This window comes from Modicisalibacter muralis (assembly GCF_900102945.1).
In the GTDB taxonomy this organism is placed as follows: Bacteria; Pseudomonadota; Gammaproteobacteria; order Pseudomonadales; family Halomonadaceae; genus Modicisalibacter; species Modicisalibacter muralis.
Genome location: NZ_FNGI01000010.1, coordinates 131,108 through 157,737, shown reverse-complemented (window position 1 = coordinate 157,737; position 26,630 = coordinate 131,108). Strand labels below are relative to the sequence as shown.

General features: G+C 61.4%; 28 protein-coding genes. 4 read left to right on the top strand and 24 right to left on the bottom strand.

Annotation, left to right across the window (positions count from 1 at the left end):
- Positions 1–20: 20 nt before the first annotated feature.
- From kdgD to BLR92_RS15910, 9 genes are all read right to left on the bottom strand, one after another.
- Positions 21–938, bottom strand: coding sequence for a 5-dehydro-4-deoxyglucarate dehydratase (gene kdgD / locus BLR92_RS15950; protein ID WP_089730267.1), 918 nt, complete (start codon positions 936–938; stop codon positions 21–23).
- A 284-nt stretch (positions 939–1,222) separates the two neighbouring features.
- Complete coding sequence (locus BLR92_RS15945) at positions 1,223–1,528, bottom strand: antibiotic biosynthesis monooxygenase family protein (protein WP_089730266.1); 306 nt, start codon at positions 1,526–1,528, stop codon at positions 1,223–1,225.
- A gap of 51 nt (positions 1,529–1,579) precedes the next feature.
- Positions 1,580–2,077, bottom strand: coding sequence for a phosphohistidine phosphatase SixA (sixA, locus tag BLR92_RS15940; protein WP_245704237.1), 498 nt, complete (start codon positions 2,075–2,077; stop codon positions 1,580–1,582).
- A complete protein-coding gene (locus BLR92_RS15935) occupies positions 2,074–3,135 on the bottom strand; it encodes an NAD(P)H-dependent glycerol-3-phosphate dehydrogenase (RefSeq protein ID WP_089730265.1) in 1,062 nt (353 codons plus the stop codon). The genes sixA and BLR92_RS15935 overlap by 4 nt, the downstream gene beginning before the upstream one ends.
- A 113-nt stretch (positions 3,136–3,248) precedes the next feature.
- Positions 3,249–4,691, bottom strand: a complete 1,443-nt coding sequence (locus tag BLR92_RS15930) for an NAD(P)(+) transhydrogenase (Re/Si-specific) subunit beta (protein ID WP_089730264.1) — start codon at positions 4,689–4,691, stop codon at positions 3,249–3,251.
- A gap of 16 nt (positions 4,692–4,707) precedes the next feature.
- Positions 4,708–6,279, bottom strand: coding sequence for a Re/Si-specific NAD(P)(+) transhydrogenase subunit alpha (locus tag BLR92_RS15925; protein WP_089730263.1), 1,572 nt, complete (start codon positions 6,277–6,279; stop codon positions 4,708–4,710).
- A 310-nt stretch (positions 6,280–6,589) separates the two neighbouring features.
- Positions 6,590–7,189 (bottom strand): cysteine hydrolase family protein, encoded by a 600-nt coding sequence (locus BLR92_RS15920; protein ID WP_089730262.1) that lies wholly within the window; start codon positions 7,187–7,189, stop codon positions 6,590–6,592.
- A gap of 97 nt (positions 7,190–7,286) precedes the next feature.
- Positions 7,287–8,756 (bottom strand): protein adenylyltransferase SelO, encoded by a 1,470-nt coding sequence (locus BLR92_RS15915; protein ID WP_089730261.1) that lies wholly within the window; start codon positions 8,754–8,756, stop codon positions 7,287–7,289.
- A 113-nt stretch (positions 8,757–8,869) separates the two neighbouring features.
- A complete protein-coding gene (locus tag BLR92_RS15910; protein WP_089730260.1) occupies positions 8,870–10,051 on the bottom strand; it encodes an epoxide hydrolase family protein in 1,182 nt (393 codons plus the stop codon).
- A 110-nt stretch (positions 10,052–10,161) separates the two neighbouring features.
- Between BLR92_RS15910 and BLR92_RS15905 the strand changes: the two genes are divergently transcribed.
- Positions 10,162–10,749 carry a CGNR zinc finger domain-containing protein gene (locus BLR92_RS15905; protein ID WP_089730259.1) on the top strand — a complete coding sequence of 196 codons (588 nt, stop codon included), beginning with the start codon at positions 10,162–10,164 and terminating at the stop codon, positions 10,747–10,749.
- 113 nt (positions 10,750–10,862) lie between these two features.
- Here BLR92_RS15905 and BLR92_RS15900 read toward each other — a convergent pair whose 3' ends face one another.
- The 5 genes from BLR92_RS15900 to BLR92_RS15880 all read right to left on the bottom strand — a co-directional run bounded on the left by BLR92_RS15900 (position 10,863) and on the right by BLR92_RS15880 (position 15,304).
- Positions 10,863–11,561 carry a protein bax gene (locus tag BLR92_RS15900; RefSeq protein WP_245704236.1) on the bottom strand — a complete coding sequence of 233 codons (699 nt, stop codon included), beginning with the start codon at positions 11,559–11,561 and terminating at the stop codon, positions 10,863–10,865.
- Between the two features lie 316 nt (positions 11,562–11,877).
- Positions 11,878–13,776: a molecular chaperone HtpG gene (htpG, locus tag BLR92_RS15895; RefSeq protein WP_089730258.1), complete on the bottom strand. Its 1,899-nt coding sequence runs from the start codon at positions 13,774–13,776 to the stop codon at positions 11,878–11,880.
- A gap of 93 nt (positions 13,777–13,869) precedes the next feature.
- Entirely contained in the window at positions 13,870–14,340 is a 471-nt protein-coding gene (locus BLR92_RS15890) for a PaaI family thioesterase (protein ID WP_089730257.1), read from the bottom strand.
- Between the two features lies 1 nt (position 14,341).
- Positions 14,342–14,875, bottom strand: a complete 534-nt coding sequence (locus tag BLR92_RS15885) for a PaaI family thioesterase (protein ID WP_089730256.1) — start codon at positions 14,873–14,875, stop codon at positions 14,342–14,344.
- Positions 14,876–14,959: 84 nt separating this feature from the next.
- Positions 14,960–15,304, bottom strand: coding sequence for a YkvA family protein (locus tag BLR92_RS15880; protein ID WP_089730255.1), 345 nt, complete (start codon positions 15,302–15,304; stop codon positions 14,960–14,962).
- A 132-nt stretch (positions 15,305–15,436) separates the two neighbouring features.
- Here BLR92_RS15880 and BLR92_RS15875 point away from each other — a divergent pair, with 132 nt between their 5' ends.
- Positions 15,437–17,395 (top strand): transglycosylase SLT domain-containing protein, encoded by a 1,959-nt coding sequence (locus BLR92_RS15875; RefSeq protein ID WP_089730254.1) that lies wholly within the window; start codon positions 15,437–15,439, stop codon positions 17,393–17,395.
- Positions 17,396–17,467: 72 nt separating this feature from the next.
- On the opposite strand, the gene BLR92_RS15870 is transcribed toward BLR92_RS15875, so the two are convergent.
- From BLR92_RS15870 to BLR92_RS15855, 4 genes are all read right to left on the bottom strand, one after another.
- Positions 17,468–18,109 carry a LysE family translocator gene (locus BLR92_RS15870; RefSeq protein WP_089730253.1) on the bottom strand — a complete coding sequence of 214 codons (642 nt, stop codon included), beginning with the start codon at positions 18,107–18,109 and terminating at the stop codon, positions 17,468–17,470.
- A gap of 39 nt (positions 18,110–18,148) precedes the next feature.
- Complete coding sequence (locus BLR92_RS15865) at positions 18,149–18,727, bottom strand: exopolysaccharide biosynthesis protein (protein ID WP_089730252.1); 579 nt, start codon at positions 18,725–18,727, stop codon at positions 18,149–18,151.
- Between the two features lie 97 nt (positions 18,728–18,824).
- Positions 18,825–19,238 (bottom strand): NINE protein, encoded by a 414-nt coding sequence (locus BLR92_RS15860; protein WP_089730251.1) that lies wholly within the window; start codon positions 19,236–19,238, stop codon positions 18,825–18,827.
- A gap of 50 nt (positions 19,239–19,288) precedes the next feature.
- Positions 19,289–20,128, bottom strand: a complete 840-nt coding sequence (locus BLR92_RS15855) for an isopenicillin N synthase family dioxygenase (RefSeq protein WP_089730250.1) — start codon at positions 20,126–20,128, stop codon at positions 19,289–19,291.
- 336 nt (positions 20,129–20,464) lie between these two features.
- On the opposite strand from BLR92_RS15855, the gene BLR92_RS15850 reads away from it, so the two are divergent.
- Positions 20,465–20,668, top strand: a complete 204-nt coding sequence (locus BLR92_RS15850) for a cold-shock protein (protein WP_048308232.1) — start codon at positions 20,465–20,467, stop codon at positions 20,666–20,668.
- 92 nt (positions 20,669–20,760) lie between these two features.
- Here the strand turns inward: BLR92_RS15850 and BLR92_RS15845 are convergent, their stop codons facing one another.
- The 5 genes from BLR92_RS15845 to BLR92_RS15825 all read right to left on the bottom strand — a co-directional run bounded on the left by BLR92_RS15845 (position 20,761) and on the right by BLR92_RS15825 (position 23,977).
- The gene (locus BLR92_RS15845) at positions 20,761–21,258 is read right to left on the bottom strand and encodes a hypothetical protein (protein ID WP_089730249.1); all 498 of its coding nucleotides are present in this window, start codon (positions 21,256–21,258) and stop codon (positions 20,761–20,763) included.
- A 103-nt stretch (positions 21,259–21,361) separates the two neighbouring features.
- Positions 21,362–21,799, bottom strand: a complete 438-nt coding sequence (locus BLR92_RS15840; RefSeq protein ID WP_089730248.1) for a nucleoside deaminase — start codon at positions 21,797–21,799, stop codon at positions 21,362–21,364.
- Positions 21,800–21,808: 9 nt separating this feature from the next.
- The gene (locus tag BLR92_RS15835; protein WP_089730247.1) at positions 21,809–22,237 is read right to left on the bottom strand and encodes a VOC family protein; all 429 of its coding nucleotides are present in this window, start codon (positions 22,235–22,237) and stop codon (positions 21,809–21,811) included.
- A 15-nt stretch (positions 22,238–22,252) separates the two neighbouring features.
- Positions 22,253–23,200 carry a lipid kinase YegS gene (yegS, locus tag BLR92_RS15830; RefSeq protein ID WP_089730246.1) on the bottom strand — a complete coding sequence of 316 codons (948 nt, stop codon included), beginning with the start codon at positions 23,198–23,200 and terminating at the stop codon, positions 22,253–22,255.
- A 75-nt stretch (positions 23,201–23,275) separates the two neighbouring features.
- A complete protein-coding gene (locus BLR92_RS15825) occupies positions 23,276–23,977 on the bottom strand; it encodes an MgtC/SapB family protein (protein WP_089730245.1) in 702 nt (233 codons plus the stop codon).
- Positions 23,978–24,188: 211 nt separating this feature from the next.
- On the opposite strand from BLR92_RS15825, the gene BLR92_RS15820 reads away from it, so the two are divergent.
- Entirely contained in the window at positions 24,189–24,662 is a 474-nt protein-coding gene (locus BLR92_RS15820) for a GFA family protein (protein ID WP_089730244.1), read from the top strand.
- Between the two features lie 65 nt (positions 24,663–24,727).
- Here BLR92_RS15820 and BLR92_RS15815 read toward each other — a convergent pair whose 3' ends face one another.
- On the bottom strand, positions 24,728–26,425 hold the full coding sequence (locus BLR92_RS15815) for a 2-isopropylmalate synthase (RefSeq protein WP_089730243.1): 1,698 nt from the start codon (positions 26,423–26,425) through the stop codon (positions 24,728–24,730).
- Positions 26,426–26,630: the final 205 nt, after the last annotated feature.

Sequence of the window (26,630 nt, the reverse complement as noted above, 5' to 3'; positions counted from 1 at the left end):
GTGTAAATTTCTATTTATCATTATAATTGCTTAGCAATACCAATCAGTCTTTCGAGTTTTGATCGCTCTTCGGAAGACGGCATCGTCAACGGCGCACGCACATTGCCAGCCGGCCTTCCAATGATATTCACCCCCTCCTTTACCAGACTTACGGCATAACCCTTCTTGTTATCCCGCAAGCTTATGAATGGAATAAAAAATTCGCGCGTGATTTTTTTGACCACCTCGCTATTTCCGTTACGCAGCTCTCGATAAAACTTTAGGGCCATCTCGGGCACGAAGTTGAACACCGCAGAAGAGTATGTATTCACGCCGATCGAAAGGTAGGCTTCGGCATAGATCTCGGCAGTCGGCACACCACCGATATAGGTCAGGCGATCGCCAACCGTCTTGATGATCTTGTTAAGCGCCTGAATATCGCCCTTGCCGTCCTTCAGGCCAATCAAGTTCGAGCAGCTATCGGCCAATGCCTGCACGGCTTCGGCCCCCAGCACGCCGTTTCCCCGGTTGTAATAAATGACGTTGATGTTGGTCGAGTTGCAGATCTGGCGCGCGTATTCGACCAGGCCGTCTTGAGGGCACTCGGTAAGATAAGGTGGCATCAGCAGGATGCCGTCAGCACCCGCCTCTTCCGCCATCTTGGCAAAGGCCTTGCCACTGGCAACGCTCAAACCGGCGCTGGCGATCACTGGCAGCTTTCCGCCGACCGCTTCAACGGCAAGCGTCACGATCTCGCGATACTCATCCAGCGTTAGATTGAAGAACTCGCCTGTCCCACCGGCGACAAAAACCGCTGAAACCTCATGCTCGACGAACCACTCGAGGCGTTTACGATAGCTATCACGATCGAATTCACCCTGTGCATCGAAATCCGTAACAGGAAAGGAGAGCAGCCCGTCGCCAATCGCCTTGCTGACATCATTTCTTGAAAAGTTCACAGGCCTTCCTCTTGCCTACACTCTACTGTTGCCATGAGCGTTCATAGAAACCATGACTAACCGAAACGACAGAGTGCGTATTGGTATTCATGGCATCATCTTTTTTGTAATACATCATACAACACACAAGCTAGTGTCAGATGGCGATGCCTGCAATACGGATTTGTCATTTCTAGACCAAAGTCGAGGGCATGGCGATGAATACCACACACTCGAGAGTCAGCGTAGACGGGCCAGGATAAGGGGGAAGGAAAATGGGTATGCCGCTGTTGCGCCAGCGGCGCTCAGCCCGTGCTAACCACGATCTCGAACTGCTCGATTCCGCCGCCCTCTCGTGTCGCTTCAAAAGGCATGGGATTGGCATGGGCACGCTTGAAATCGTCGCTACCGACCCAGGCGCGAAAGGCCTCCTGATTCCGCCATTCGGTCTCGACCATATAGGGTGCCTGGTTGCCCAGCGGCCTTAGCACGCGCATGGCGACAAAACCCGGCTGCTTGTCGATTTCGCCGGCACGGGCCCTGAAGCGGGCCTCGAAGTCTTCCTCGAAACCCGGGTTGACGAAAATACGGTTGTTAACGATGAAAGACATGCTTTGCTCCTTGTGATCGCTATCACCTAGCAATAGCGATTAACCCGGAAATCAGGCCAGTTCGCCAGGGTGGCGAAAATAAGCCAATTGGGCACAGCCGGCCGCCCATACCTCGGCCTGTAGCGCAGCGATGGCGGCAGTTGGCATCGCCAAGCTGCCACGCGGATCACCATCGACCAGGCGCGCGGTCAATGCGCCCACCAGCGGCATATGCCCGACCAGCAACCACGGCACATGCTGGGCTTCGTTCTGAAGCCAATCGATGACCGGTTCGATGGGATCGTTGGGCGTGATAAGCGACAGCGTCTCGACGGGTTTAGCGAGTCGTTCGGCGACGATGTTGGCAGTCTGCCCGGCGCGCCGGTAGGGACTGGCAGCGATGCGCAGTGCAGCCTGTTGAGACGGTTCCAACGTGACAGCCAACCAGTCGGCCACCCGCGCGACCTCATCGCGACCATGCGCGGTCAGCTCGCGCTGGGGATCGGGGTGGCCTGGAACTGCCTCGCCGTGGCGCATGATCCAGAGCCTGGCATTCAGCCCGGCACTCATACGTCGCCCTCCAGGCGACGCGCCTGCTTGACGTCCTCGCGCGATAGGGTGAACTCGACATCACTGCTCTGCTCGCCGAGCATCAGCAACTGCGCCATCTGCCGCGCCGGAACGCCACCAAACAGCACCTGATGGAGCCCCTCGGCAAGCGGCATGTAGATACCCTCCTGGCGCGCCTTGTCGCGCACCAGGCTGACCGTGTTGACGCCCTCGGCGACCTGCCCCAACGCCTCGACGGCTTCTTCCAGACTCTTACCCTCGCCGAGTGCGTAGCCGACTCGATAGTTGCGCGACAGATTCGACGAGCAGGTGACGATCAGGTCGCCGACCCCGGCCAGGCCGATGAAGGTCATCGGATTGGCGCCAAGCGCGACCGCGAAGCGGCTCATTTCCGCCAATGCCCGAGTCATCAACATGCTGCGGGTATTCTCGCCCATGCCCAAGGCGGCAGCCATGCCGGCGGCAATGGCATAAATGTTCTTCAGCGCCCCGCCCAGTTCCACGCCGTAACGGTCGTTACCGGCATAGACTCGGAAATAATCGCAACCCAGCGCCGTTTGTACCCGCGCCCGAGTCAACGCGTCGTCGCTGGCGATCACCGTGGCGGTAAGCTGTTTGGCGGCGACTTCCGAAGCCAGATTGGGGCCGGAGAGTACGCCGATGTGCGTGAATCCGGTTTCCTCCTCGAGAATCTGGCTCATCAACTTGAAGCCGTCTTCCTGAATACCCTTGGTGGTGCTGACCAATATCTGCCGTTCGTTGAGATACGGGCGAGCCTTGCGTACCACATCGCGAAAGGCCTGAGAGGGAATCGCCACGAACACCAGCTCGGCGCCATCGAGCACCTTACGCATGTCGCTCGATGCCACGACCGCGGGGTTCATGGCGTAATCGGGCAGATAACGAGCGTTGCGGTGCGAACGGTTGATCTCGGCGGCAAGTTCAGTATCGCGCAGCCATTGATGAACACTGGCGCCATTGTCGGCGGCGATGCTGGCCAAAGCGGTGCCGAAGCTGCCGCCACCGAGTACCGCCACCTGTGGGCGTTCGTCTGACATGAGTCGATCCATGAACGAGGAATTGGTGCTGTCATTGTAGCGAAAAACGCCCCGAATCGGGGCGTTGGCTTGGTCCTGCGTCGTATTCCCGGCCGGCCAGGCCGGGGTTGTATTCACTCGATCATGGGTACCAGGGCATCGATGCTCGACCGGGCATCGCCGTAGAGCATGCGGGTGTTGTCCTTGAAGAACAGCGGGTTCTCGATGCCGGAGTAGCCGGTGCCCTGGCCGCGCTTGCAGACGAACACCTGCTTGGCCTCCCACACCTTGAGCACCGGCATGCCGGCGATCGGGCTGTTGGGGTCCTCCTGGGCAGCCGGGTTGACGATATCGTTGGAGCCGATGACGATCGCCACGTCGGTGTCGCTGAAGTCGTCGTTGATCTCGTCCATCTCCAGCACGATGTCGTAGGGCACCCTGGCCTCGGCGAGCAGTACGTTCATGTGCCCTGGCAGGCGCCCCGCCACCGGATGAATACCGAAGCGCACTTCCTTGCCGGCGGCGCGCAGCTTGCGCACCAGTTCGCTTACCGCATTCTGGGCCTGGGCCACCGCCATGCCGTAACCCGGCACGATGATCACGCTGTCGGCATCATTCAGGGCGCTGGCCACACCACCGGTGTCGATGGCCAACTGCTCGCCCTCGATCTCCGCGGCCGGGCCCGTGGTGCCACCAAAGCCACCGAGGATCACGTTGATGAAGTTGCGGTTCATCGCCTTGCACATGATGTAGGAGAGAATCGCACCGGAGGAACCGACCAGCGCGCCGGTGACGATCAGCAGATCGTTGGACAGGGTGAAGCCGATGGCCGCCGCTGCCCAGCCGGAGTAGCTGTTGAGCATCGACACCACCACCGGCATGTCGGCGCCGCCGATGCCCATGATCAGGTGCCAACCGATGAAGAAGGCCAGCAGCGCCAGCAGCAGCAATGCCCAGAAACCCGCGCCATTCAGGTAGATGATCGCCAGCAGCAGCGACAGGGCCGCGGCGCCGGCGTTCAGCAGATGGCCACCCGGCAGCTGGCGGGGCTTGCCGCCGATCTTGCCGGCGAGCTTGCCGAAGGCCACCACCGAACCGGTGAAGGTCACCGCGCCGATGAATACGCCCAGCACCACTTCGACTTGCAGGAAAGTCAGCTCGGCCGGGGTCTTCTCGGCCAACAGGGCGGCAAAGGCCGAGAAGCCCTCGGCACTCTGCCCGGCGAGCTGGGAGGCCAGCACGCGGCGCCGCTCCAGGTCGGCGTTGAAGCCGACGAATACCGCCGCCAGGCCGACGAAGCTATGCAGCGCCGCCACTAGTTGCGGCATCTCGGTCATATCGACCTTCTTGGCCACATAGACGCCGATCGCCGCGCCGACGATCATCATCGGCACCATCCACCAGTAGCCGCCGATGCCCGGCCCGAAGGCGGTGAAGAATACCGCGATAGCCATGCCGGCGATGCCGTACCACACCGCCCGCTTGGCCTTCTCCTGATTACTCAACCCCCCCAGCGAGAGGATGAACAACACACTTGCCGCAATCGCCGCGGCAGATACGAATCCCTGACTCAACATCTCGTCTCTCCGCCGCTCAGGATTTCTGGAACATGGCTAGCATCCGGCGTGTCACCAGGAAGCCACCCACGATATTGATAGTCGCGATCAGTACCGAGATCGCCGCCAGCAGTCCGACCAGAATGCTGCCCGAGCCGATCTGCAGTACCGCCCCCAGCACGATGATGCCGGAGATGGCGTTGGTCACCGCCATCAGCGGGGTATGCAGGGAATGGCTCACTCCCCAGATCACCTGGAAGCCCACGAAACAGGCCAGCACGAAGACGATGAAGTGCTGCATGAAGGACACCGGCGCCACCTGACCGAGCAGCAGCATCAGCGCACCACCCACGCCCAGCAGGGTGAGCTGGCGTTTGGTCTGCGCCTTGAAGGCGGCATGTTCGGCGGCCTTCTTCTCTTCCGGCGTCGGCTCCTTCTCCTTGGGTTTGGGCTTGGCGGCGGCGATGGCCTTCACCTTGGGCGGCGGCGGCGGGAAGGTAACCTCGCCCGCATGCGTCACCGTGGCGCCACGGATGACGTCGTCCTCCATGTCGTGATTGACCGTGCCGTCCTTCTCGGGCGTGAGGTCGGTGAGCATGTGACGAATGTTGGTGGCGTAGAGCAGCGAAGCCTGGGTGGCCATGCGCGAGGGGAAATCGGTGAAACCGGTGACGATCACGCCATTATCGGTGACGATACGCTGATCGGGCACGGTGAGATCGCAGTTACCGCCCTTCTCGGCGGCCAGATCGACGATCACCGAGCCGGGCTTCATGGCCGCGACCATGTCCTCGAGCCACAACTTGGGTGCCGGCCTGCCGGGTATCAGGGCGGTGGTGATGACGATATCCACTTCGGGAGCCTGCTCACGGAACAGCGCCAGTTGCTTCTCGCGGAACTCCGGGCTCGACGGCGCCGCGTAGCCGCCGCTTTCCGAGCCGTCCTGGCTGTCTTCGAAGTCGAGGAACAGGAACTCGGCGCCCATCGACTCGATCTGCTCGGCCACCTCGGGGCGCACGTCGAAGGCGCGTACCACCGCGCCGAGACTAGTGGCGGTACCGATTGCGGCGAGCCCCGCCACCCCAGCCCCGACCACCAATACCTTGGCCGGCGGCACCTTGCCCGCGGCGGTCACCTGGCCGGTGAAGAAACGTCCGAACTGATTGCCCGCTTCGATCACCGCCCGATAGCCGACGATGTTAGCGGTGCTCGACAGGGCATCCATCTTCTGGGCCCGGGAGATGCGCGGCACCATGTCCATGGCGATGACACTGGCGCCTTTCTCGCGACAACGCTCCAGCAGCGCCTCGTTCTGGGCCGGCCAGAAGAAGGAAATCAGCGTCTGGCCCTGGCGCAGGCAGTCGGCCTCATCTTCCAGGGGTTCGCGCACCTTGATGACGATATCGGCCTCGTTCCACAACGACTCGGCGCCATCGACCACGCTGACGCCGGCCTCGCGGTAGGCCGCGTCGTTGAAGCCGGCGGCTTCGCCTGCGCCGGCCTCTATGAGGCATTCGTGCCCCAGCTTCTGGATATGTTGGGCGCTCTCCGGGGTCAGGGCGACACGCGCCTCGCCCGGGGCACGCTCCTTGGGTGCTCCGATCTTCACAGTTAGTCTCCCGCTTGGCGACGGACATGCAAGACGTTTTGTCGGCATGAAAGCCGCTTAGTGTTCTGGCAAAGCTCACCAAAGATCAAGCAAATGCGCATAAAAAGTTATCATAAACAAAGGCTTATGCTATCCATAATAGAGCTCTTATGCTTCCAAAAGATACCAACCCCTTGAAAAGGATGAATAAAACGGAGAGTCGAAACCTTGCGTTCTATTTATGCTTAGCATAAGCGATCGTTTATTCCACGACTTTCTTATCGACAGAGCATCATCCACATCTGCCTGATGAAGCAGTCGCGGAGGAAGTCTAAAAATGCTGGATGATGTCGTGTGTCGAAGTGATGTCGGCGTATTCGCCATCGAGCAGCGCCAGGTTCAGATCATGAACCGCCTCGGCACTCCAGTGCCGGCCGTGACGATCGGAGACTTCAAAACCCGCGCAGGCATCGGCCGGCACCGACACCGCAAAATCCAGGCAGGCGGCATGGCGCACCGTGGTGCTCACCGAATGCGCCGTCGCCACGCCGGCCACCACCAGGCGCGATACGCCATGGCGATGCAGCCAGGTTTCGAGCTCGGTGCCGATGAAAGCGCTATTGACGTGCTTGGTGACCACGCGCTCGCCGTCGCGCGGCATGACGCACTCCTTGAACTCGACACCGGGTTGGCCGGGGCGATAGGGCGAACGGGATTCCCGCGAGAAGTGGCGGACATGCACGATGCAGCCATTCCCGGCGCGCCAGCAACTCAACAACTCGGCGAGGCGCGCCTCCAGGCCGGGATTGTTGCGCCGCCCCCAGTAATGCCGATCGTCAATGGCCTGCTGAACATCGATGATGACCAGGGCCGAGCCTTGATCGCGGGCATCGCAGAGTCTCAGGCGAGTGGAACCGGCATTGTTCGACATGAAACGAAGCTCCATGGACGGGCGTCATTGCTCAACACAGCATAACAGGCGTTGGCCACCCTCACCGTTCTAGCCGTGTCGAACCAGCGATCCATGCCTAGGAAGAGCAGGACAGGCACACTGGCGGCGCGCTGGGCGGCGGTGGCGTAAACCAGTCTTCACCGCCGTCGTCATGCGCAGCGAACGGTGCCGCCAGGCGCTCGCGGAAACGCTTGAGCGGCGCACTGTCGCCCGCTTCGGCGGCTTCGATGACACGCTGGGCGAGGTGGGTACGCAACACATAACGCGGATTGACCGCGTGCATCGCTCGCTGGCGATCGCTGGCAGAGCGGGTTTCACGCTCCAAGCGTTTATCGTAGCTGTCCAGCCAAGCGCCGAGCGTTTCGTCGTCGGGTGTTATTTCCAGCAGCGTTGCCAGACGCTCGCGCCCTTCTCGCCCGCCACGATAATCGTCCAGCGCACGAAAGGCGTTGTGGAAATCCACCTGGTGACGGGCCAGCAATGACAGCCAGGCCGACGCCAGCGAGGCATCGTCTTCCTCCTCCACAGCCAATCCCAGGCGCGCGCGCATGCGTTCGGCATAGGCCTGCTGCAGGATCGGCTCGAAGCCGTCGATTATCTCGCGCAAGCGTTCGACGTCGATCAGGGGCGTCAGCGATTGCGCCAACACCGTCAGATTCCATAGCGCCACCCCGGGCTGCTGATCGAAGGCGTAGCGACCGCCGGCGTCGGTATGATTGGGCGTCCAGCTCGGCTGGAAACGCTCCATGAAGGCGAAGGGGCCGTAATCCAGCGTCAGCCCGAGCATCGACATATTGTCGGTGTTCATCACCGCATGCACGAAACCATAGGCCTGCCAGGCGGCGATCAGTGTCGCGGTACGCTCCACCACATCGGCGAACAGAGCCTCGAACGGCGCTTCGCCATCGGCGAGTTCGGGGTAATGACGGTGAATCAGGTGCCAGGCCAGGGTGCGCATGTCCTCGACCTTGCGGCGCTGATAGAGCCACTCGAAATGGCCGAAGCGGGCATGGCTGGGCGCCAGGCGCAGCAAGGTCGCACCCGGCTCGACGCGTTCGCGCATCACGCGCTCCTCGTTAACCGCCACCGCCAGCGCCGTGGTGGTGGGGATGCCCAGCCCGCTCATCGCCTCGCCGGCGAGGTATTCGCGAATCGACGAGCGCAGTACCGCGCGGCCATCACCGAAACGGGAATAGGGTGTCTGACCGGCGCCCTTGAGGTGCAGATCCACCGGTCCATCGGCTGTCATCGCCTCGCCCAGCAACAGGCCACGCCCGTCACCCAGCGCCGGATTGTAACTGCCGAACTGGTGGCCGGTGTATTTCTGGGCGATCGGCGTCATGCCCGGCAATGCTTCGCGACCGGCCATCAATGCCTCGAGGCGGTCGCACTCGATGCTTTCGACATCCAAGCCAAGCTGGGCAGCACCGAGCGGACTGATATCCAGCAACCGCGTGCCCCGCCAGGGTGTTGGCGCAACGGCCGTAAAGAAGTCCTCGGGCAGGCGCGACCAGGCATTGTCGAAGTGCAGGGAATCAAGGGTCATGCGCGTCTCGAAGGGTCGAAGAATGAGGACGACAACTACTGTAGCGCCGAATCCCATGCAACGTAAAACGGCTCTTTTACAGTCGAAGGTATAGGTGCGGTCTGAAGCCACGGTCACCGATTAGCGGCCAGCACTGCCGCGAGGCCTTCTTGCAGGTCCTTGACGAAATACTCGGGTACCTCCAGCGACGGGAAATGCCCTCCGATTTCGGGCGTCCTCCATCGGACGATCTGCCGGTATCGCTCCTGCGCCCAGGCGCGCGGGCACTTCTCGATGTCGCGGGGATATATGCTAATTGCTGACGGGACGTCGACCCGAAGTTTGGGGTCGAGCGAGTTAACACCGCCGTGGCTTTCGTAGTAGATGCGGGCCGACGAGGCACCGGACCGCGTCAGCCAATAGAGGGTGACGTCGTCAAGAATCCTGTCTCGGGAAATCGTCTCGAACGGGCTGTCTTCAGTATCTGTCCACTCAGCGAACTTGTCGAGGATCCAGGCAAGAAGGCCGACCGGTGAGTCGACGAGCGAGTAGCCGATGGTCTGCGGCCGGGTCGCCTGCTGCTTCGCGTACGCCGCGTGGTGGCCCCAGAAATCGCGGGTCTCCTCGGTCCATTTGCGCTCGGCCGCCGTCAGCCCGTCCGTTGTCAACCCGGGCGGTGCCTGCGCCAGCGTTGTGTGGATGCCGAGAACATGCTCCGGGAACCTGCCACCGAGAACCGTGGTGATCACGCCTCCCCAGTCGCCGCCGTGGGCTGCGAACTTGCTGTAGCCGAGCCTCCCCATCAGCTCCACCCATGCGGCCGCAATCTTTCCGGCTCCCCACCCGGTGGTGGCCGGCTTGTCGCTGTAACCAAAGCCTGGTAGCGAGGGAACCACGACGTGGAACGCTGGCGCGTCTGCATCTTTCGGATCTGCCAGCTCGTCTACTATATCGATGAACTCGGCGATGCTGCCGGGCCAACCATGCGTCAAGATCAGAGGAGTGGCATCTGCGCGCGCGGATCGGCAGTGCAGGAAGTGGATTCCGAGATCATCAATGGTCGTGCGGAACTGACCGAGGCGGTTAAGGCGCGCCTCGAACGACCGCCAATCATACTCGGTGCGCCAGTAGTTCACGACATCGACGAGGTCGGCGAGAGGAACGCCCTGTTCCCATCGGCGAGGGTCGGGCGCGGCGCGATAGACCGTCTCGGCCTCCGGTAGCCGCGCCGCGGCTAATCGCGCGCGCAGATCGTCGAGGTCAGCGTCAGTTGCGTGAGCTTCAAATGCTTGCACGTCGCTGGTTAGAAGGTTCATGAGTTTTTGTACCTCCTGGACATTGTGGAACCGGCTAAAATCTATCGCGAACCGCCTTAGATGGTTCTAGCATGCTTTCTTGCCTGCGTGCAACCTGCTAAGGTGGTTCCATGTGTGCCAAGCTTCCTGACTTCCGTCTCGGTAATGTGCTAGCGACTAGCTTCACGGCGACTCTGACGGAGCGTCATGGCAACGCTGTGGAGCGCATTCCCACGCCGCAGCGACTCGTCGACTGGCTGGCAGTGAACGGCCTGGCCGTGGACTCCTGCACCGCCGCTCAGCTCGAACTCGCTAGGGAACTGAGGGAATCAATTCACGCCGCCGCGACAGCGACCGCGATCCAGGACGCTCTCCCTGCGTCTGCTATCCAAGTCATCAATGACTGCAGCATTCAGGGTCGGGCCGCGGCTATTCTGACGCCCGAGGGCAATCGTCAATGGCGACTTGGGGCAGCTTCCTGCGTAGAAGATGCCCTCAGCGTGATCGCCGCCGATGCGATCAGCATCATCGCAGGCGAACGAGACGGGAAATTGGCCTTGTGCGCATCGCCAACCTGCCAAGCCGCCTTCTTCGATACCAGTCAAAGTCGCACCCGCAAATGGTGTGACATGAACACGTGCGGGAATCGTCAGAAGAAGGCGCGCTTCAATGCCAACCATCGCAAGAACGGGACTGCCGCACGGACTGGTGTCATCTGATCTGGCTTGCCCGGGAGGGCGGGCCTGGAAGGAGGGAATTGGCCGTCACACCGCCAAATAAAACGCCGCCGCTCGTTCGAGCGGCGGCGTCCGTGCAACGGGGCCAAGCGCGTCTACACCGTATCGTCGCTACGGTGCCTCGCTATTAGCCGGTCGTTGGTTCTCAGCAGTGACAGCAGCACATCCTGATAGTCGTCACGTACCGCATAGTCTTTCAGCGCCCCGATCAATGCCTCGGCCGTCACCTCGCGGCTCTCGCGCTCCAACTGCGCGCGCAGGGCGCGAAGTTCGGCATAGGCATCGTGTGTATTGAGATTGTGCAGGTAGGTGCGCACCGCTTGCTGCACGCTATCGAATGTCTGGTAGCCACGCCCGCTACCCGCCTGGGTCAGGCCACAGCCATCCGAAAAGCAGCGCAACCCGAACAGGTTGTTACCCTGGCGGGCGAAACGTGAGGTACCCCAGCCGGATTCCTCCACCGCTTGGATCACCGCCATCGACAACGGCACGACGTTGACCCGCGTAAGCAGCTTGTCTATGGCCGCATCGTCGTTGCATTCAAGGCCATAGTCGTCACACAGCGTAGCCAGGAGCGCTTGCTCATCCCGGCTGGACGCGCCACCGCTGGCCTGCAGCTGCTTTAGCCAGGCACGCTGCGCGGCAATCCGTGTGTTCTCCGCCTCGATAACGGGTACCAACAGTTCGAAAAAAGCCTGCTTGCGCTGTGGCCCGGCAGGATAGACGCGTAGATCGGGCAACTCGACGACCGGGTCGACAGCGTTGGCCGGCGGAACGAGGATCGCCGCGTTCATCGCGGTGGGGGCAGTTGGCAGGTTTTTTGTTTCCGCTCTCGTTTCCGCTCTCGTTTCCAATATCGGCTCGGCTTGAGCTGTTATGGGAAAAGGGGGCACGCCGACAACGAGACACGCTAACAGACCAAGGGCCAGCGTAGCTCGAAGTCGTCGCCGAAAGGGACGACATCGATGATGCATACATGGGGCTCCATGCAATAAAACCCGCAGTTTACCAATACGCTCGCCAATCACCGAGTGTTTTATTGCAACCATCGAAAACGCAACTGGCCGGCCCAGGGGACCGGCCAGGTTAGCATGAGCTTACTTCACGCCCTCAGGCGGTCAGCAACCCATTGAGCCGCTTGACGTAAGCGGCCGGGTCATCCAGGTGACCGCCCTCGGCAATAATCGCCTGGTCGAGCAGAATCCGCGCCAGATCTTCGAAACGCTCTGCTTCGACGCTCTCCAGCCGGGTAACCAGGGCATGCTCGGGATTGAGCTCGAGAATCGGCTTGACCTCGGGCAGCGGCTGGCCGGCCGCTTCCATGATGCGACGCATCTGGAAGCCCATCTCGTGCTCGGAGAGCACCACGCAGGCCGGTGAGTCGGTCAGGCGGTGAGTCACGCGAACTTCCTGAACGTCGTCGCCGAGTGCATCCTTGACCCGCTTGATCAGGTCTTCCTTGGCCTTGGCGGTTTCCTGCTGAGCCTGTTTTTCTTCCTCGCCCTCGATATCGCCGAGGTCGAGATCGCCCTTGGCCACATCGGCGAATGTCTTGTCGCCGTACTCGTTGAGGTGGCTCATCAACCACTCATCGATACGGTCGTGCAACAGCAGTACCTCGACGCCCTTCTTGCGGAAGATTTCCAGGTGCGGGCTATGCTTGGCGGCATTGAAGCCGTCGGCGACGATGTAGTAGATCTTCTGCTGACCTTCCTTCATGCGCCCGACGTAATCGGCCAGCGACTGGTCCTGCGTGGCGCTGTCGGTGTGGGTGCTCGAGAAGCGCAGCAATTCGCTGATCTTGTCGCGATTGGCGTGGTCCTCCGCCGGACCTTCCTTGAGCACGCTGCCGAAGGTGTTCCAGAAGTTCTGGTAGGCTTCCTTGTCCTTGGCCAACTTCTTGAGCATGTCGAGCGCGCGCTTGGTCAGCGCCGACTTCATCTTGTCGACCTGCGGGTCCTTCTGCAGCAGCTCGCGGGAGATGTTGAGCGACAGGTCCTTGGTGTCGATCACGCCCTTGACGAAGCGCAGGTAGAGCGGCAGGAACTGCTCGGCGTCTTCCATGATGAATACGCGCTGCACGTACAGGCGCACGCCACGAGCGCCATCGCGCTCGTAGAGATCGAACGGCGCGCGGCCGGGCACGTAAAGCAGGCTGGTATATTCGAGCTTGCCCTCGACCTTGTTGTGACTCCAGGTCAGCGGGTCGCTGAAGTCATGGGCAATATGCTTGTAGAACTCATGGTATTCGTCGTCGCTGATCTCCGCCTTGGGCCGCACCCATAGCGCCTGGGCTTCGTTGACGGTCTCCCAGGTGGTGACCTCACTGCCCTCGACCTCGTTGCCCTCGTCGTCCTTGGCGGTCTCGACCTTGGGCATGCGCACCGGCACTTCGATGTGGTCGGAATACTTGCGCACCAGGTTCTTGAGGCGGAAGTCGTCGGCAAACTCCTTGGCGTCCTTCTTCAGGTGTAGGACGATTTCGGTGCCGCGCTCGGGCTTGTCGATATCGGCGATGGTGAACTCGCCCTCGCCTTGCGAGCGCCATTCCACGCCGGCGTCGCTGCCGGCGCGGCGGGTGCGCACCGTCACCTCGTCGGCGACGATAAAGCCGGAATAGAAACCCACGCCGAACTGACCGATCAGCTTGGCGTCCTTCTGCTGCTCGCCGGAGAGCTGCTTGAGGAACTCGGCGGTGCCACTCCTGGCGATGGTGCCGAGGTTCTTGATCACTTCGTCGCGGCTCATGCCGACGCCGTTATCGCGCACGGTGACGGTTTTTGCCTTGGCGTCGTGCTCGATCTCGATACGCAGGTCGCTGTCGCCGCCATACAGCGCATCGTTGTCCAGCGCCTCGTAACGCAGCTTGTCGCAGGCGTCGGCGGCGTTGGAAATCAGCTCGCGCAGGAATATCTCCCGGTTGGAATACAGGGAGTGGATCATCAGATGCAGCAGTTGCTTGACTTCGGTCTGGAAGCCTAGCGTTTCTTCATGGGTGGCGGTGGTCATGTGGCGAGAGCCCCTCATGGTGTTGGAATAAGGTTCGACACCGATATGGGGCTTGCCGGCAGGTTTTCAAGCTCAGACTTCATGCCCAGGGTTTCAAGACACGGAGTCAGCGCTGGGCAATTCGGCGAGCAGAAAATGCATGCGTGCGCTGGCCACCGGTTGCGCCTCGTCATGTTGCCAGGCAACCACCCGCACATTGGCCAGGCGCTTGCCTTCGCGCACCACCGTGCAGCGCGCCTGGGTCGGCACTTGCTGGGCCGTGCGCAGGTAATCGATGGAGAAGTCGATGGCCTTGGGTAGCCGCGCAGTGCGGGCGGCGAGCATCAACTCGAGCGTGCCGGCGGTTTCCATGAAGGCTGCGACCACGCCGCCGTGCAGGGCCGGCAACAGTATATTGCCGATGTTATGCGCATGCGGCGCCAGGCTGAACACCAGACCTTGTGAATCCTCGGCCACACTGACACCGATATGGCGGGCGTAGGGAATGGCATCCAGCAATTCGCTCAGGTCGCCACTGGCGCGGGTGCGCTCCAGCCACTGTCGGGCGTCGGAAGACTGAGTCATTTCAAATCTCCTCGGCCGACTGTTCACCGGGTTGTGCGACTAGCGTCTCGCCGAATAGGGCCGCGGCGAAGCCCGGCGGCGTATTGCGTGGCCCTAGGCGCACGAAGTTGGCGATACCGCGCGCTATCGGCCGGCCTTCCTTCTGCCATAACGTGCCCTCGGTGAAGACCATCGACGCGGTGACACGCACCACGCGCGCCTCACCGTACACGGCCAACCCGCCGAGCGCGGGGCGGTAGTGATCCACGCGCAGATCCAGCGTCGGGCAAACCTCCGGCTCCGGCAATCCACACAGCACGCTAGCGCCGCAAAGCGTGTCCAGGGTCATGCTCAACACACCGCCGTGGATTAGACCGCGATGCGGGTCGCCAAGCAGCGTTTCGCTCCATGGCAAGCGCATACGCACCACGGGCGGCGCCACCTCGAGCACCTCGAGCCCCAGGCCCTGGGTATGCGGCACGACCTGCACGAAGCGTTCAATCGCCGTGCGCCAGTCGGCGAACGACGGTGGAAGGGAAGGCGAGGTTATCGGCATAATGGCAAACCATCGTTTGAAACGAGTGTACCAACAATAGTCGCGCGCAACTCGCCTGGCAACTTGCCAGGCGCGCTTAATCTCTCAATCACGCTTGCGAGGCGCGCGATCGTTAATGTCGTCGATGCCTTTCCAGCGCCGATAATCGGTCAAGGCGTTATCGACCTTACCCAGCAACCAACCGACGATTACCACATCGTCGAGCACCCCGATCAGCAACAACACATCGGGAATCAGGTCCAGCGGCGAGATCAGATAGATAAATGCCAGCGCCATCCAGCCGATGGCCGCCCAAGGCACCGGGCGATAGCGACCGCGAATGACGTCGGCGCACATCGGCACGAACAGGCGCAGTGCCCGCGCCATGCGTGATAGTGCCCCGCCGCGACTCCTGAGTCGCGAGAACAGGCTCCAGCCGTTGAATGCCATGTCGATTCTCCTGCCTTTGGCTATGCATGCCATGGCGATGGCATTAGTCGAACCAGCCACTATTCAAACCCCGTACTATCGGCGAGGATGAGCACATTGCGACATTCAAGCAAGCATGAGGAAATGCCGGCGATGAACCCCATATTTTCCAGGCGCTGGCTTGCGCCGCTGACGGCACTGCTGCCGACACTCCTGCTCAGCCTGCCGGTGATTGCCGACGCGGCCGACGATCGCGCCATGCGCGAGGCTCTTACCGCCGCGCGCAATCAGCAATGGAGCCAGATCGATCAGAGCGCCATCGAAGATCATGTGCTGGCCGGCTATGTCGAATACCACCGACTACGCAGCCGCTTGCCCAACGTCGCCCCGGAGGTCGTCAACGATTACCTCGAGCGCCATGCCGACTCGCCATTGAGCGGTTGGATGCGCGGTGTCGCCCAGGTCAGTTATGGCAATGCCGGGCGATACGATGCCCTGCTGGCGGTCAGTGACGGTGCGCCGAGCAGTACGATTCGCCAATGTTATTACTATACCGCCCTGCTCGACCGTGCACCGGATACGGCTGCCCAGGGTGGCCTGGAGCTGTGGTTGGTCGGCAGCTCACAGCCCAACCAATGCGACACGCTGTTCGACACCCTGCGTAGCCGGGGGGTGATCGGCGGCAAGGCCATCTGGCAGCGCCAGATGCTGGCCTGGGAGAACGGCGAAACCGGCCTGATGCGTTATCTCTCGGGCCTGCTGCCCGCCGGTTGGAGCGATGCACGGCTTGCCCTCGACCGGCTCCAGGAGAACTACGCGGCAATTACCCGCGTGCCGATCGATATCGGCCCCGAGGGTAAAGGCGGCGGCGCGATGTTCGCGGCGGCGATGCACAACTTCACTCGCGCCGATACCGAGGCCGCGCTGGAAGCCTGGCACAAGATCGGTCCTCACGTACCGATGAGCAATGAACAGCGTGCCGACGTAGAGCATGATCTGGCGTTCTACTCGATGGTTCGCGAGGTGGAAAACAACCGCGGCTGGGTCGATCAGGTACTGCCGCGACTCGCCGACGGCGAACTGCTCGAACTGCGCGTGCGCCGCGCACTCGACGAGCGGGACTGGAGCGGCGTCATCGAGTGGGTGCATGCGATGCCCGACGACACCCGTCAGGATGCACGCTGGCAATATTGGCTGGGGCGCGCCCTGGAACAACTCGGCGACGAACAGACCGCGCACAAGGCGTACGCCGCCGCCGCCGCGCAGCGCACCTTTTATGGCTTCGCCGCCGCCGACCGTATCGGCGTCCCCTACTCGCTCAATCTCGAACGGGCGATTTTCAACGAGGCTTACCGTCGCGAAGTTGCCAACTGGCCGGTAGTGAAGCGCGTCGAGGCACTCAAGCGCATCGGCGAGCCGGGGCTGGCACTCAGTGAATGGTATGCCGCCGTGGCCCGAGCCAATGAGCAGGAAGCCAATGCATTGGCCGATTACGCACTGAGCCAGGGCCTGTATACCTTGCTGGTGCAGACCACCATCGCCGCCGAACAGCGCAACGCACTGCACTGGCGCTTCCCCGATGCCTATCGTGAAAGTTTTTTGCGCTGGGGCGAGGTGGCTGGCGTCGATCCTTATCTGCTGATGGGTATCGCCCGTCGCGAGAGCGCCTTCAATCGCCAGGCGGTATCGCCGGTCGGCGCCCGCGGCCTGATGCAACTGATGCCGGCAACCGCAGCAATGGTCAGCCGCCAACTGGGCCTTACCCCTCCCAGCGCCAGCGAGTTGTTCGACCCGGCGATCAATATTCGCCTGGGCAGCACCTACATCAATGACATGATCGATCGCTACAGCGGCAATCGCCTGGCTGCCGCCGCCGCCTACAATGCCGGCCCCGGCCGGGTGGATCGCTGGCTACGCGGCGCGCCCCAGGAGTTCGACCTGTTCGTCGAGAGCATCCCGTTCAGCGAGACGCGCGCCTATGTCCAGGCGGTGATGGCCTACCGGGTGATCTTCGCCAGCCTGGCGAAGGGCGGCGAGACGCGCAATGTCGCCCTGCTTACTCCCTCGGAGTGGCAGGGAAGCTACGACACCTCGCTGCTGGCACGTAACTGAGCAAGCGTAATCATGACACGATCACCAAAAAGCCCACTTGTGTGGGCTTTTTGGTGGCTGATGGAAAGTTCTTCACGGTCTTTGTTGCAAGGCCAGCTTGATGCCCAGCGCCACCAGCACCGTACCGGTGACGCTGTCCAGGGTGCGTGCCACCCAGCGCTTGGCCAACAACTGCCCGGCCCGCCCGACCATCACCGCCACGCCGATCTGCCATACATTGGCAATCACGAAATGCACGCCGGCCAGCCATAGCGACTTGAGCAGCGCCGGGTCGCCGGGCGCTATGAACTGGGGCAGGAACGCCATGTAGAAGATCACCGTCTTGGGGTTGAACACGTTGGAAAGAAACCCTTCACGCAGCGGCAGCCATAGCGACACCGGGCGCCGACGGGTCATTACCCCGGCCACCGGCAACGGCGCACCGCGCCGCGCACTGAGCAGGCTCTGGATACCCAGCCATACCAGATAACCGGCACCGATCAGCTTGAGCAGCCCGAACGCCCAGGCCGATTGCAGCAGGATCAGCGAGATCCCCAATGCCGAAATCGTGGCATGCACGAACAACCCGCAGCAGATCGCCAGGCTGGTCAGCACGCCATCGCGCAGGCCGCCGCGCGCGGTATTGCGAATCACCAGCAGGGTATCCACGCCGGGCGTGATACTCAGCAAGGTAATGGCCAACACAAAAGGCAGAAATTGCGCGTCGATCAGCATCGCTCGTCTCGTATCTAGCGTAAGAAAGCGGCGCAGTCGTCAGAGCAGCCAATGCCAGATGACCCACGCCCCCACCAACACGACCAGCAGGCCCACCAGCGTCAAGAGACCATCCTCGGCGGTCAGGCCCAGCCCCATGAGCAGGATCGCCAGGGCGGGAATCGCCGACGCGAACGGAAACAGCTCGAGGGGAATCATCGCCAGCGCCAACAGCACCGTCAGCAAGGCGACCAGCCGCTGCGCGAGCCCACTGACCAGCACGGATAATCGCGGCTTGAGCAGGCGATCGAAGCGCCGGGTCCAGGGGCGCACTCGCGTCAGCCTCTGGTGCAGCTTGGCATGGCTGAAACCACGCTCGCTCAGGCGCCGTGGCAACCAGGGGTGGTGCTTGCCCAGCACCAGTTGCATCGCCACCATGGCAATGAACAGCCCGCAAAGCGTCGGCACGCCCGGCACGGCCCCCGTGGGCAGCAAGACGATCAAGGCGGGTATCACCAGCAACGGCCCGAAGCCACGAAACTGGAATATCTCAACGATATCCCTCAGCCGGATCTTCCTGCCGGTATCCGATTCGTCGAGCCGTTCGAGCAAACCGGTCAGCGCCATCATCTCGGCCATTTAGCTCCTCCCTGATTGGACAAGGCACACTCCTGTGCCACGCCGTGTTCCAGGATGCCTTTCAACGGCATCGGGTAGCTACGCGATTGGCGTCCGCTCAGCCATTGAAGCGCCGCGCGTGCTTCTGGGTAATCTGATCGTTGAGCGTCCAGAAGTCGTAAAGCACCCCGAGCAGAAATAGCCCACCGGTGAATAAATACACCAGCCCGGTAAACCACTTGCCCATGTACATGCGGTGTACGCCGAACACGCCCAGGAACGTCAGCAGCACCCAGGCCAAGGTGTAGTTCGTCGGCCCCGCGCGAAAGCGAAAATCGGCCTGGCGATCCATCGACGGAATCAGGAACAGGTCGATCAACCAGCCGATGCCCAGCAGACCGAAGGTGAAAAACCAGATCGTACCGGTGACTGGCTTGCCAAAATAAAAGCGGTGGGCGCCGGTAAAGCCAAGAATCCACAGCAGATAACCAATCAGCTTGCTGTGGGTGTCGTTGGAAGATAGTTGGGTCATGTACCTCTCCTTGTACGGGCACCGGTTGGACGAACGCGCCACTCCGGCTATCAGATCACCCCAAGCTCGCGCAGCCGCTCCTTGAGATAGGAGTCGGCAGTATGCCGCGCCGACAATACCACCTCGGGCCGAGGATGCAGAAACAGCGGTAGCGACAGACGAGACTGCAAGCGTGCCTCGCCGCTGGGATTGACCACCCGGTGCGTCGTCGAGGGAAAATAACCGTTCGAGGCCTCCTGCAGCATATCGCCGACATTGATCACCAACTGCCCCGGATCGCAAGGCACTTCATGCCAGCTTCCATCTCGCCCGCGCACTTCGAGGCCAGGCTCGTTGGCCGCCGGCAGCACGGTCAACAAGTTGATGTCTTCATGGGCGGCGGCACGCACCGCGCCTGGCTCTTCGTCACCGGCCAACGGCGGATAATGCAACACGCGCAGCAGCGTCTGGCCGCTGTCTTCGATCATCCGCGACAGCGGCTCACGATAATACTGGGCGGTTTGTGCCGGGGTCTGTGCCTCGACCCAGCCCAGCAGCGTCGAGGCCAGCGCCTCGGCGCGCCGATAGTAATCCATGATCTCGCCGCGCAGCGCCTCGGGGACACGCCCCCACGGATAAACGTGGTAGTACTCCTTGAGATCCTTGACGCCATGCCCCTTGGCGGTCTCGGACACATCCGGTGGGAAGTAGCCATCCTGACGCCCAGTGTCGTAGCGCCAGTCATGCTTGGCGGGGTCGTCGAAAAAGGCTTGCCAGTGGCGGTAGATCGACGTCACCAGCTCACCGGGGATGGGATGGTTACGAAGAACGCCGAAGCCTGTCTCGCGCAGCGACTCGACGAAGCGTTCGGGGGCCTCGGATGACGTATAGTCGACATTCTGGACGTACATGATTTTTCCATCTATGTTGCTTTTGCGGGCATCGTAACGCGGAAACGGCCATCAACGCAGCTTGGCCTTCCAGGTTACGATAATCCGCTGAGTGGTTCCGTGGTACGGTGTTGCGCCAATCTCGACACGCGGATAGCAAAAAATGCTTGACGCTGCCTTGGGAAAGGTGCACCCTCAATCGCGTTGGTTTATAGGCAGAATAACGTCAGTTGCAAATCGATTCTTCGATATCCTCGTGCGCGTTTCTCTCCCACATAACCCTCGCACTGTTGGCCAAAGCTGCTAAACTTAGCTACGCAAGGCCTCATCAACATCATTTAGTAAGGTAATCGAAAAATGGCAACTGGTACTGTCAAGTGGTTCAACGACACCAAGGGCTTCGGCTTCATCTCTCCGGACGACGGCGGTGACGACCTGTTCGCCCACTTCTCTGAAATTCAAGCTGACGGCTTCAAATCCCTTCAGGACGGCCAGAAGGTTTCCTTCGACGTCACTCAAGGCAAGAAAGGCCTTCAGGCTGCTAACATCAAGCCCGAGTGATATCGGTGCGTTGATCTGACAGTCAGTCGCTATCGCGACAGACTCAGCGAAAAGGCCCACTTCGGTGGGCCTTTTTGGTATCTGCTCGTTTCCTACTGCTGAGCCGGCTGGCCTGGTTCGTCGATTTCCAACTCCTTGGTAACGTCCTTCTCCTCGGCAGCCTTGAACTGCTCGTTCAGCTCCTTCTCCGCCTCCTCGAAACGCTTCTCCGCTTCCTTCAGCGCTTCATCGACATCCTGCTCGGTGCTTTCCCAGTCGTTATCGACATCGGCGCCGGTATCGGTGCCATCGCCGCCACCCGTGCCGCCACCCGTGCCGCCAGCTCCATCGACAGCGCTCTCGGAAGCCGCAGGGCTGTCTGACGAAGGATCGCCTGCCGCAGGGTCAGCATTATCCGCTTGCTTGGTCGTTTCGGCAGGGTTGTCGCCGGCCTCGGTCATGCTGTCCTGGGTCTGCTGCGCCGACTCATCACCGGCTTCACTGGCATTGGGCTCGGCCGCCTCTTCGCCTTCGCTGCCACTATCGCAAGCCGACAGGCTCAACGATAAAACCAGCGCAGCAGCCAGCGTAATCCAGGGCGTTTTGACCATTTTTACCTTCTCCTTGAAATAACGAAACGGCACCTGCCGGAGCCTCATTGCAGCAAACATTCACTCGTATGCGCAAGAAAACCATCCACAGGGCCAACAACAACTACTCACCGATATCTTCCCGCCATACCTCGGGATAACGTTCAATGAAGGACGCCATCAGTTCGTGGCACACATCACTGTCAAGCACATTGAGTTCAACGCCCTGAGCCCTGAGATACGCTTCGGCGCCCATGAACGTGCGATTCTCGCCAATAACCACTCGAGGTATGCCATACAGCACGATGGCGCCGCTGCACATCGGACAGGGCGATAATGTCGTGTAAAGCACCGACTCACGATATATCTGGGCCGGCTGACGACCGGCATTCTCCAACGCGTCCATCTCGCCATGCAGCACCACGCTGCCACGCTGCTGGCGTTGATTATGACCGCGGCCAATGATGCGTCCGCGATGCACCAGCACCGAGCCTATCGGTACGCCGCCTTCCTCCAGCCCAAGGCGCGCCTCGTCGATCGCCGCCTGCATGTACTCATCCATGACGCCTCCTCAGGTCGCGAACAATTGTCCCTCGATATCGCGAAACGCCTTGAACTCCAGCGCATTACCCGATGGATCGAAGAAGAACATGGTGGCCTGCTCACCGGGCTCGCCCTTGAAACGCACATAGGGTTCGATCTCGAAACGCACCCCGGCCTGCGTCAAGCGCTCGACCAGCGCCTCCCAATCGGACATTTCCAGCACGACACCGAAGTGCGGCACCGGCACCCCGTGACCGTCTACCGGGTTGCGATGAACGCCATTGCCATCCGCTCCCAGGTCGGGGTTGAGGTGGCAAACGAACTGGTGACCGTAGAGATTGAAATCCACCCAGCGCTCACTGGATCGCCCTTCCGGACAGCCCAGCAGTTCGCCGTAGAAACGCCGCGCCTCGGTGATATCGCGCACCTGGACGGCAAGATGAAAAGGATTCGGCATACTGCTCTCCTGTATTTATTCAGAGAATTCGAACGGCGCCCCTGCCGGCGACGATAACAGCCGACAATCCGCGGGCATCAACAAACGCAATGCACGCGGCTCCAGCTTGACCGTAAAGCTATCCAGCCGCCGGGGCTCGCCGTCGAGGTTCAGCGGGAAGGCTCCGTCACCATGAAACGACAACTCGGGAGTACGAATGGTACGCACGAATTCGCCGTCTTCGGGAATACGATCCATCTCGGCAATGACCTGGCGCATTTCGCCGAGCGACGAAAAATGCCGCACGATGAGCACATCGAGCAGCCCATCGTCCAACTTGGCCTCCGGGGCCAGGGATTGGCCGCCTCCCGCCTGACAACCATTGCCGATCGCCAGCAGAAACAACGGCGTATCCAGCTCGCCTTCCGGCCATCGAAGCCGGCCCAGGTAAGGCTGGTAGCGCCAGGCCTTGAGCATGCCCATCAGTGAATAGGCCCCACCCCCCAACAGGCGCTTGAGCGCAACCGGCGTCGAGGTGGTGATCTCGGCACCGAAACCGCCGGATGCCATGTTGATGAAATAGTCATCGCCCAGGCGCGCCACGTCCACCGCTCGCGTCGTGCCCTGCAGGGCCGATTTCAGCGCTTCATGCGGCTCGAGCGGCAAGCCCACGCCATTGGCAAAATCGTTGGCGCTGCCCAGTGGCAGAATACCGAGTGCCGGCCGCTGGGCCTCGTCGAGCTCCATCAGGCCATTGACGATCTCGTTGACCGAGCCGTCGCCGCCCCCGGCGATTATCCGACGCACCCCTTGTCGGCTGGCCTCATGCACCAGGCGTATGGCATCGCCGCCTTCCCAGGTCACCCGTACCTGCAGGTCGTGACCGTCTTCGCGCATGGCGGTTACCGCCTCGCGCACCTCGGGGAGCTGCGCCGCTTTGCCATTGATGATCAAGTGAGCTGTCTTTGTCAGCGAGTCGGCCATGCAAGTTCCTTGTGCCGCCATTCCAGTCAACCGCTATACCATCGCCTGTCGCGCCTTATGCCGCAAGTTCACGGCCTACTCGCCGCCCGCTGGTGCCAGTTGGAACTCCAGCACGTTGCTCTGGTGGTGGCGCAGGTACTCGGCCAGCTTGACCAGGTTGCGACGATCATGCGTCTGCAACACCATGTGGTACTGGAAGACGCTACCATGCTCCATCAGACGGTAACGCATCGTCTTGACGAGGCAGCCGTGCTGCTTGAGCAGCTCACGTACCTGCTCTTCCTCGGGCACCGCATCGATGAGATAGCTGAGTTGGTGATCAGCGTAATATTCGCTGGGCAATAGATCTTCCACCCAGCGAAAGATCGACAGCGTCAGCAAGGTCGCCACCGTAGCCACCACCGCCGGCAGCAAAAACCCCACGCCGAAGAGAATTCCCAGCGCGGAAGTGATCCAGATCGACGCCGCCGTCGTCAGCCCATGGACCGTCAACCCCTCCTTGAAGATCACCCCGGCACCCAGAAAGCCAATCCCGGTCATGATGCCTTGCGCCATGCGCGTGGGGTCGGTGCGCAGGGTCGCTTCCGGTATGCTCGAGTCCAGCCATTGCCATTGGTGCGTGGTGACCAACATCAGCATCGCCGAGGCGACACACACCAGCGCATGGGTACGAAAGCCCGCGGGGCGGCCGTGAAAGCTGCGTTCCAGCCCGATCAGGCTTCCCGCCAGCCAGGCCGCGCCAAGGTACAGCAGAATCGTCGGCATATCGTCGGGCATCGATCACTCCTTGCATCCGGTATCTGTCCTGCGTTTCATGATAACCGAGGCAACCCCTTGGCTGTCTTGCGCAAACGTTAACAATCGACCAAAGTCAGTGAATTACCGCATCGTCTCGCCACCGAGGACCCACGCTTGCCGTCGACGGAACCCACCACTCCGCCAACCGGCTACACTGACCGAGACATTCCCATGGCAAAAGGAGATAGCCATGCGACTCGACGGTAGCTGCCACTGCGGCGCGGTTCACTTCAGCGTGGAGGCCGACTCGCCCTACCCCTTCAACCTCTGCTATTGCAGTATCTGCCGCAAGACCGCCGGCACCGGCGGCTTCGCCATCAACCTCGGCGCGCAGTCCGATACCCTGAAGATCGAGGGAGAGGAGCATATTCGGGTATATCGCGCGATCATGGAGGACGGTAGCCGCAGCAGCGCAGAACGGCGCTTCTGTGGCGAGTGCGGCACTGCGTTGTGGCTGTGGTCGCCGGAGTGGCCGGAGTTGATGCATCCGCATGCCGGCGCCATCGACACCCCGCTGCCGGTCCCACCCGAGCGCACGCACTTGTTACTGAATTCCAAACCCGACTGGGTGATGTTAAACCCCGCCGACCGCGACCGCTGCTTCAACGGCTTTCCCGACGAATCGCTGGCCGAGTGGCATCAACGGCTAGGGTTGGGCTCCTGAGCCTGAAATGCATCGGCCGCCCGAGAGGCGGCCGATGCGGTTCGGACGATCAAGCGTTGCGCCGTTCAGGCATGCGAGGCCTGTGGTGCCGAGGCGTTCGCCACCACATTGGCGGCTTCGGTGCGGTTGATCGCCGAGAGCACCGCCTTGAGCGAAGCGCTGACGGTATCGCCATCCTCGGCCATGCCGCTGACTCGAGTACCATTGACGTTCAACTGCACGAAGGCAATGGCTACCGCGTCGCTGCCCTCGCCCAGCGCGTGCTCACCATAATCGACCACGCTGACGCTCTGGCCCGTGTGGCGTTGCCAGGCATCCATGAACGCCGAAATCGCCCCATTGCCCTGACCCTCCAGGGCGATCGACTCATCGCCGCGCATGAGTGTCGCGGTCAACCGTTCGGCGCCCTCGCGGTCGAGCCGATAGCCCTTCAGGGTCAATGGCGCGTCGCGCATGAAGGTGTCGAGCAGAATATCGCGAATAATCTGGCTGGAAAGCTCGCCGCTGACCCGTTCGCTGGCTTGCTGCACGTGAGGCGCCAGTTCGAGGGTCATCCAGCGTGGCAGGCTGATGCCGAAGTCGCGCTCGAGCAGAAACGCCATGCCGCCCTTGCCCGACTGGCTGTTGACGCGAATCACCGCCTGATAATCGCGCCCCAGGTCCTTCGGGTCGATGGGCAGATACGCCACCTGCCACGCCTCGTCGTCCTGCTGCTTGTGCAGGCACTTGCGAATCGCATCCTGGTGGCTGCCCGAGAAAGCGGTGTAGACCAGCTCGCCGATCCACGGATGACGCGGGTGCACCTGTAGCCCGGTGCATTCGGTGCAGACCTCGATGATCTCATCGGGATTGGAGAGATCGAGCCGTGGGTCGATACCCTGGCTGTAAAGATTCATCGCCAGCGTCACGATATCCATGTTGCCGGTGCGCTCGCCATTGCCCAGCAGCGTGCCTTCGACGCGATCGGCGCCGGCCAGCAAGCCCAGTTCAGCGGCGGCGGCGGCGCCACCACGGTCGTTATGGGTGTGCAACGAAATGATCGCACTGTCGCGGTTCTTCAAATGGGTGATGAAGTATTCGATCTGGTCGGCGAAGTGATTGACCGGACCGACCTCGACGGTCGCCGGCAGATTGAGGATGCAGGGCTTTTGCGGTGTCGGCTGCCAGACATCCATCACCGCCTCGCAGATCGCCACGGCGAAATCCAGCTCGGTGCTGGTAAAGCTTTCCGGCGAGTACTGAAACGTCCACTGTGTCTGGGGATAACGCGCGGCATACTCCTGAACCCAGCGCGCGCCTTGCTCGGCGATGCTGATGATGCCCTCGCGCTCCTGCTCGAAGACGCGCTCACGCTGCACCTTGGAGGTCGAGTTATAGACATGGACGATGGCGCGCTCGACGCCTTCCAGCGCGGCAAACGTCTTCTCGATCAAGTGCTCGCGGGCCTGCACCAGCACCTGAACGTTGACGCCCTCGGGGATCTGATCTTCCTCTATCAACCAGCGCACGAAGTCGTAGTCATGCTGGCTGGCAGCGGGAAACCCGACCTCGATCTCCTTCAGCCCGACTTTCACCAATAACGCCCATAGTCGCTTCTTCTGTTCGACGCTCATCGGCTCGAGTAGTGCCTGGTTGCCGTCGCGTAGATCGACACTGGCCCAATAGGGCGCCTGGGTCAGGGTGCGCGAAGGCCACTGGCGATTGGTGAGCGGTACCGGCTCGGCCGGTGTGTATTTACGATGATCGAAGGCGTTGGAAACCATGGGAGTCGTGTCCTTGCCGGTGTTTTGGCGCTGGGTAGCAGCTCGCGCCGGCTGATTAATGGGTCATTGATAATTCTATCGGTGAATCGACACCGGGGCCGGCCCTTGTGGAGCCGGTAGCCCGACGTCAGTTTGCGCCATCGCGGGTAGCGATATTCATAAGCTTACGATATCGCGCGAGACAGGGGATTGCGAAAACATATGA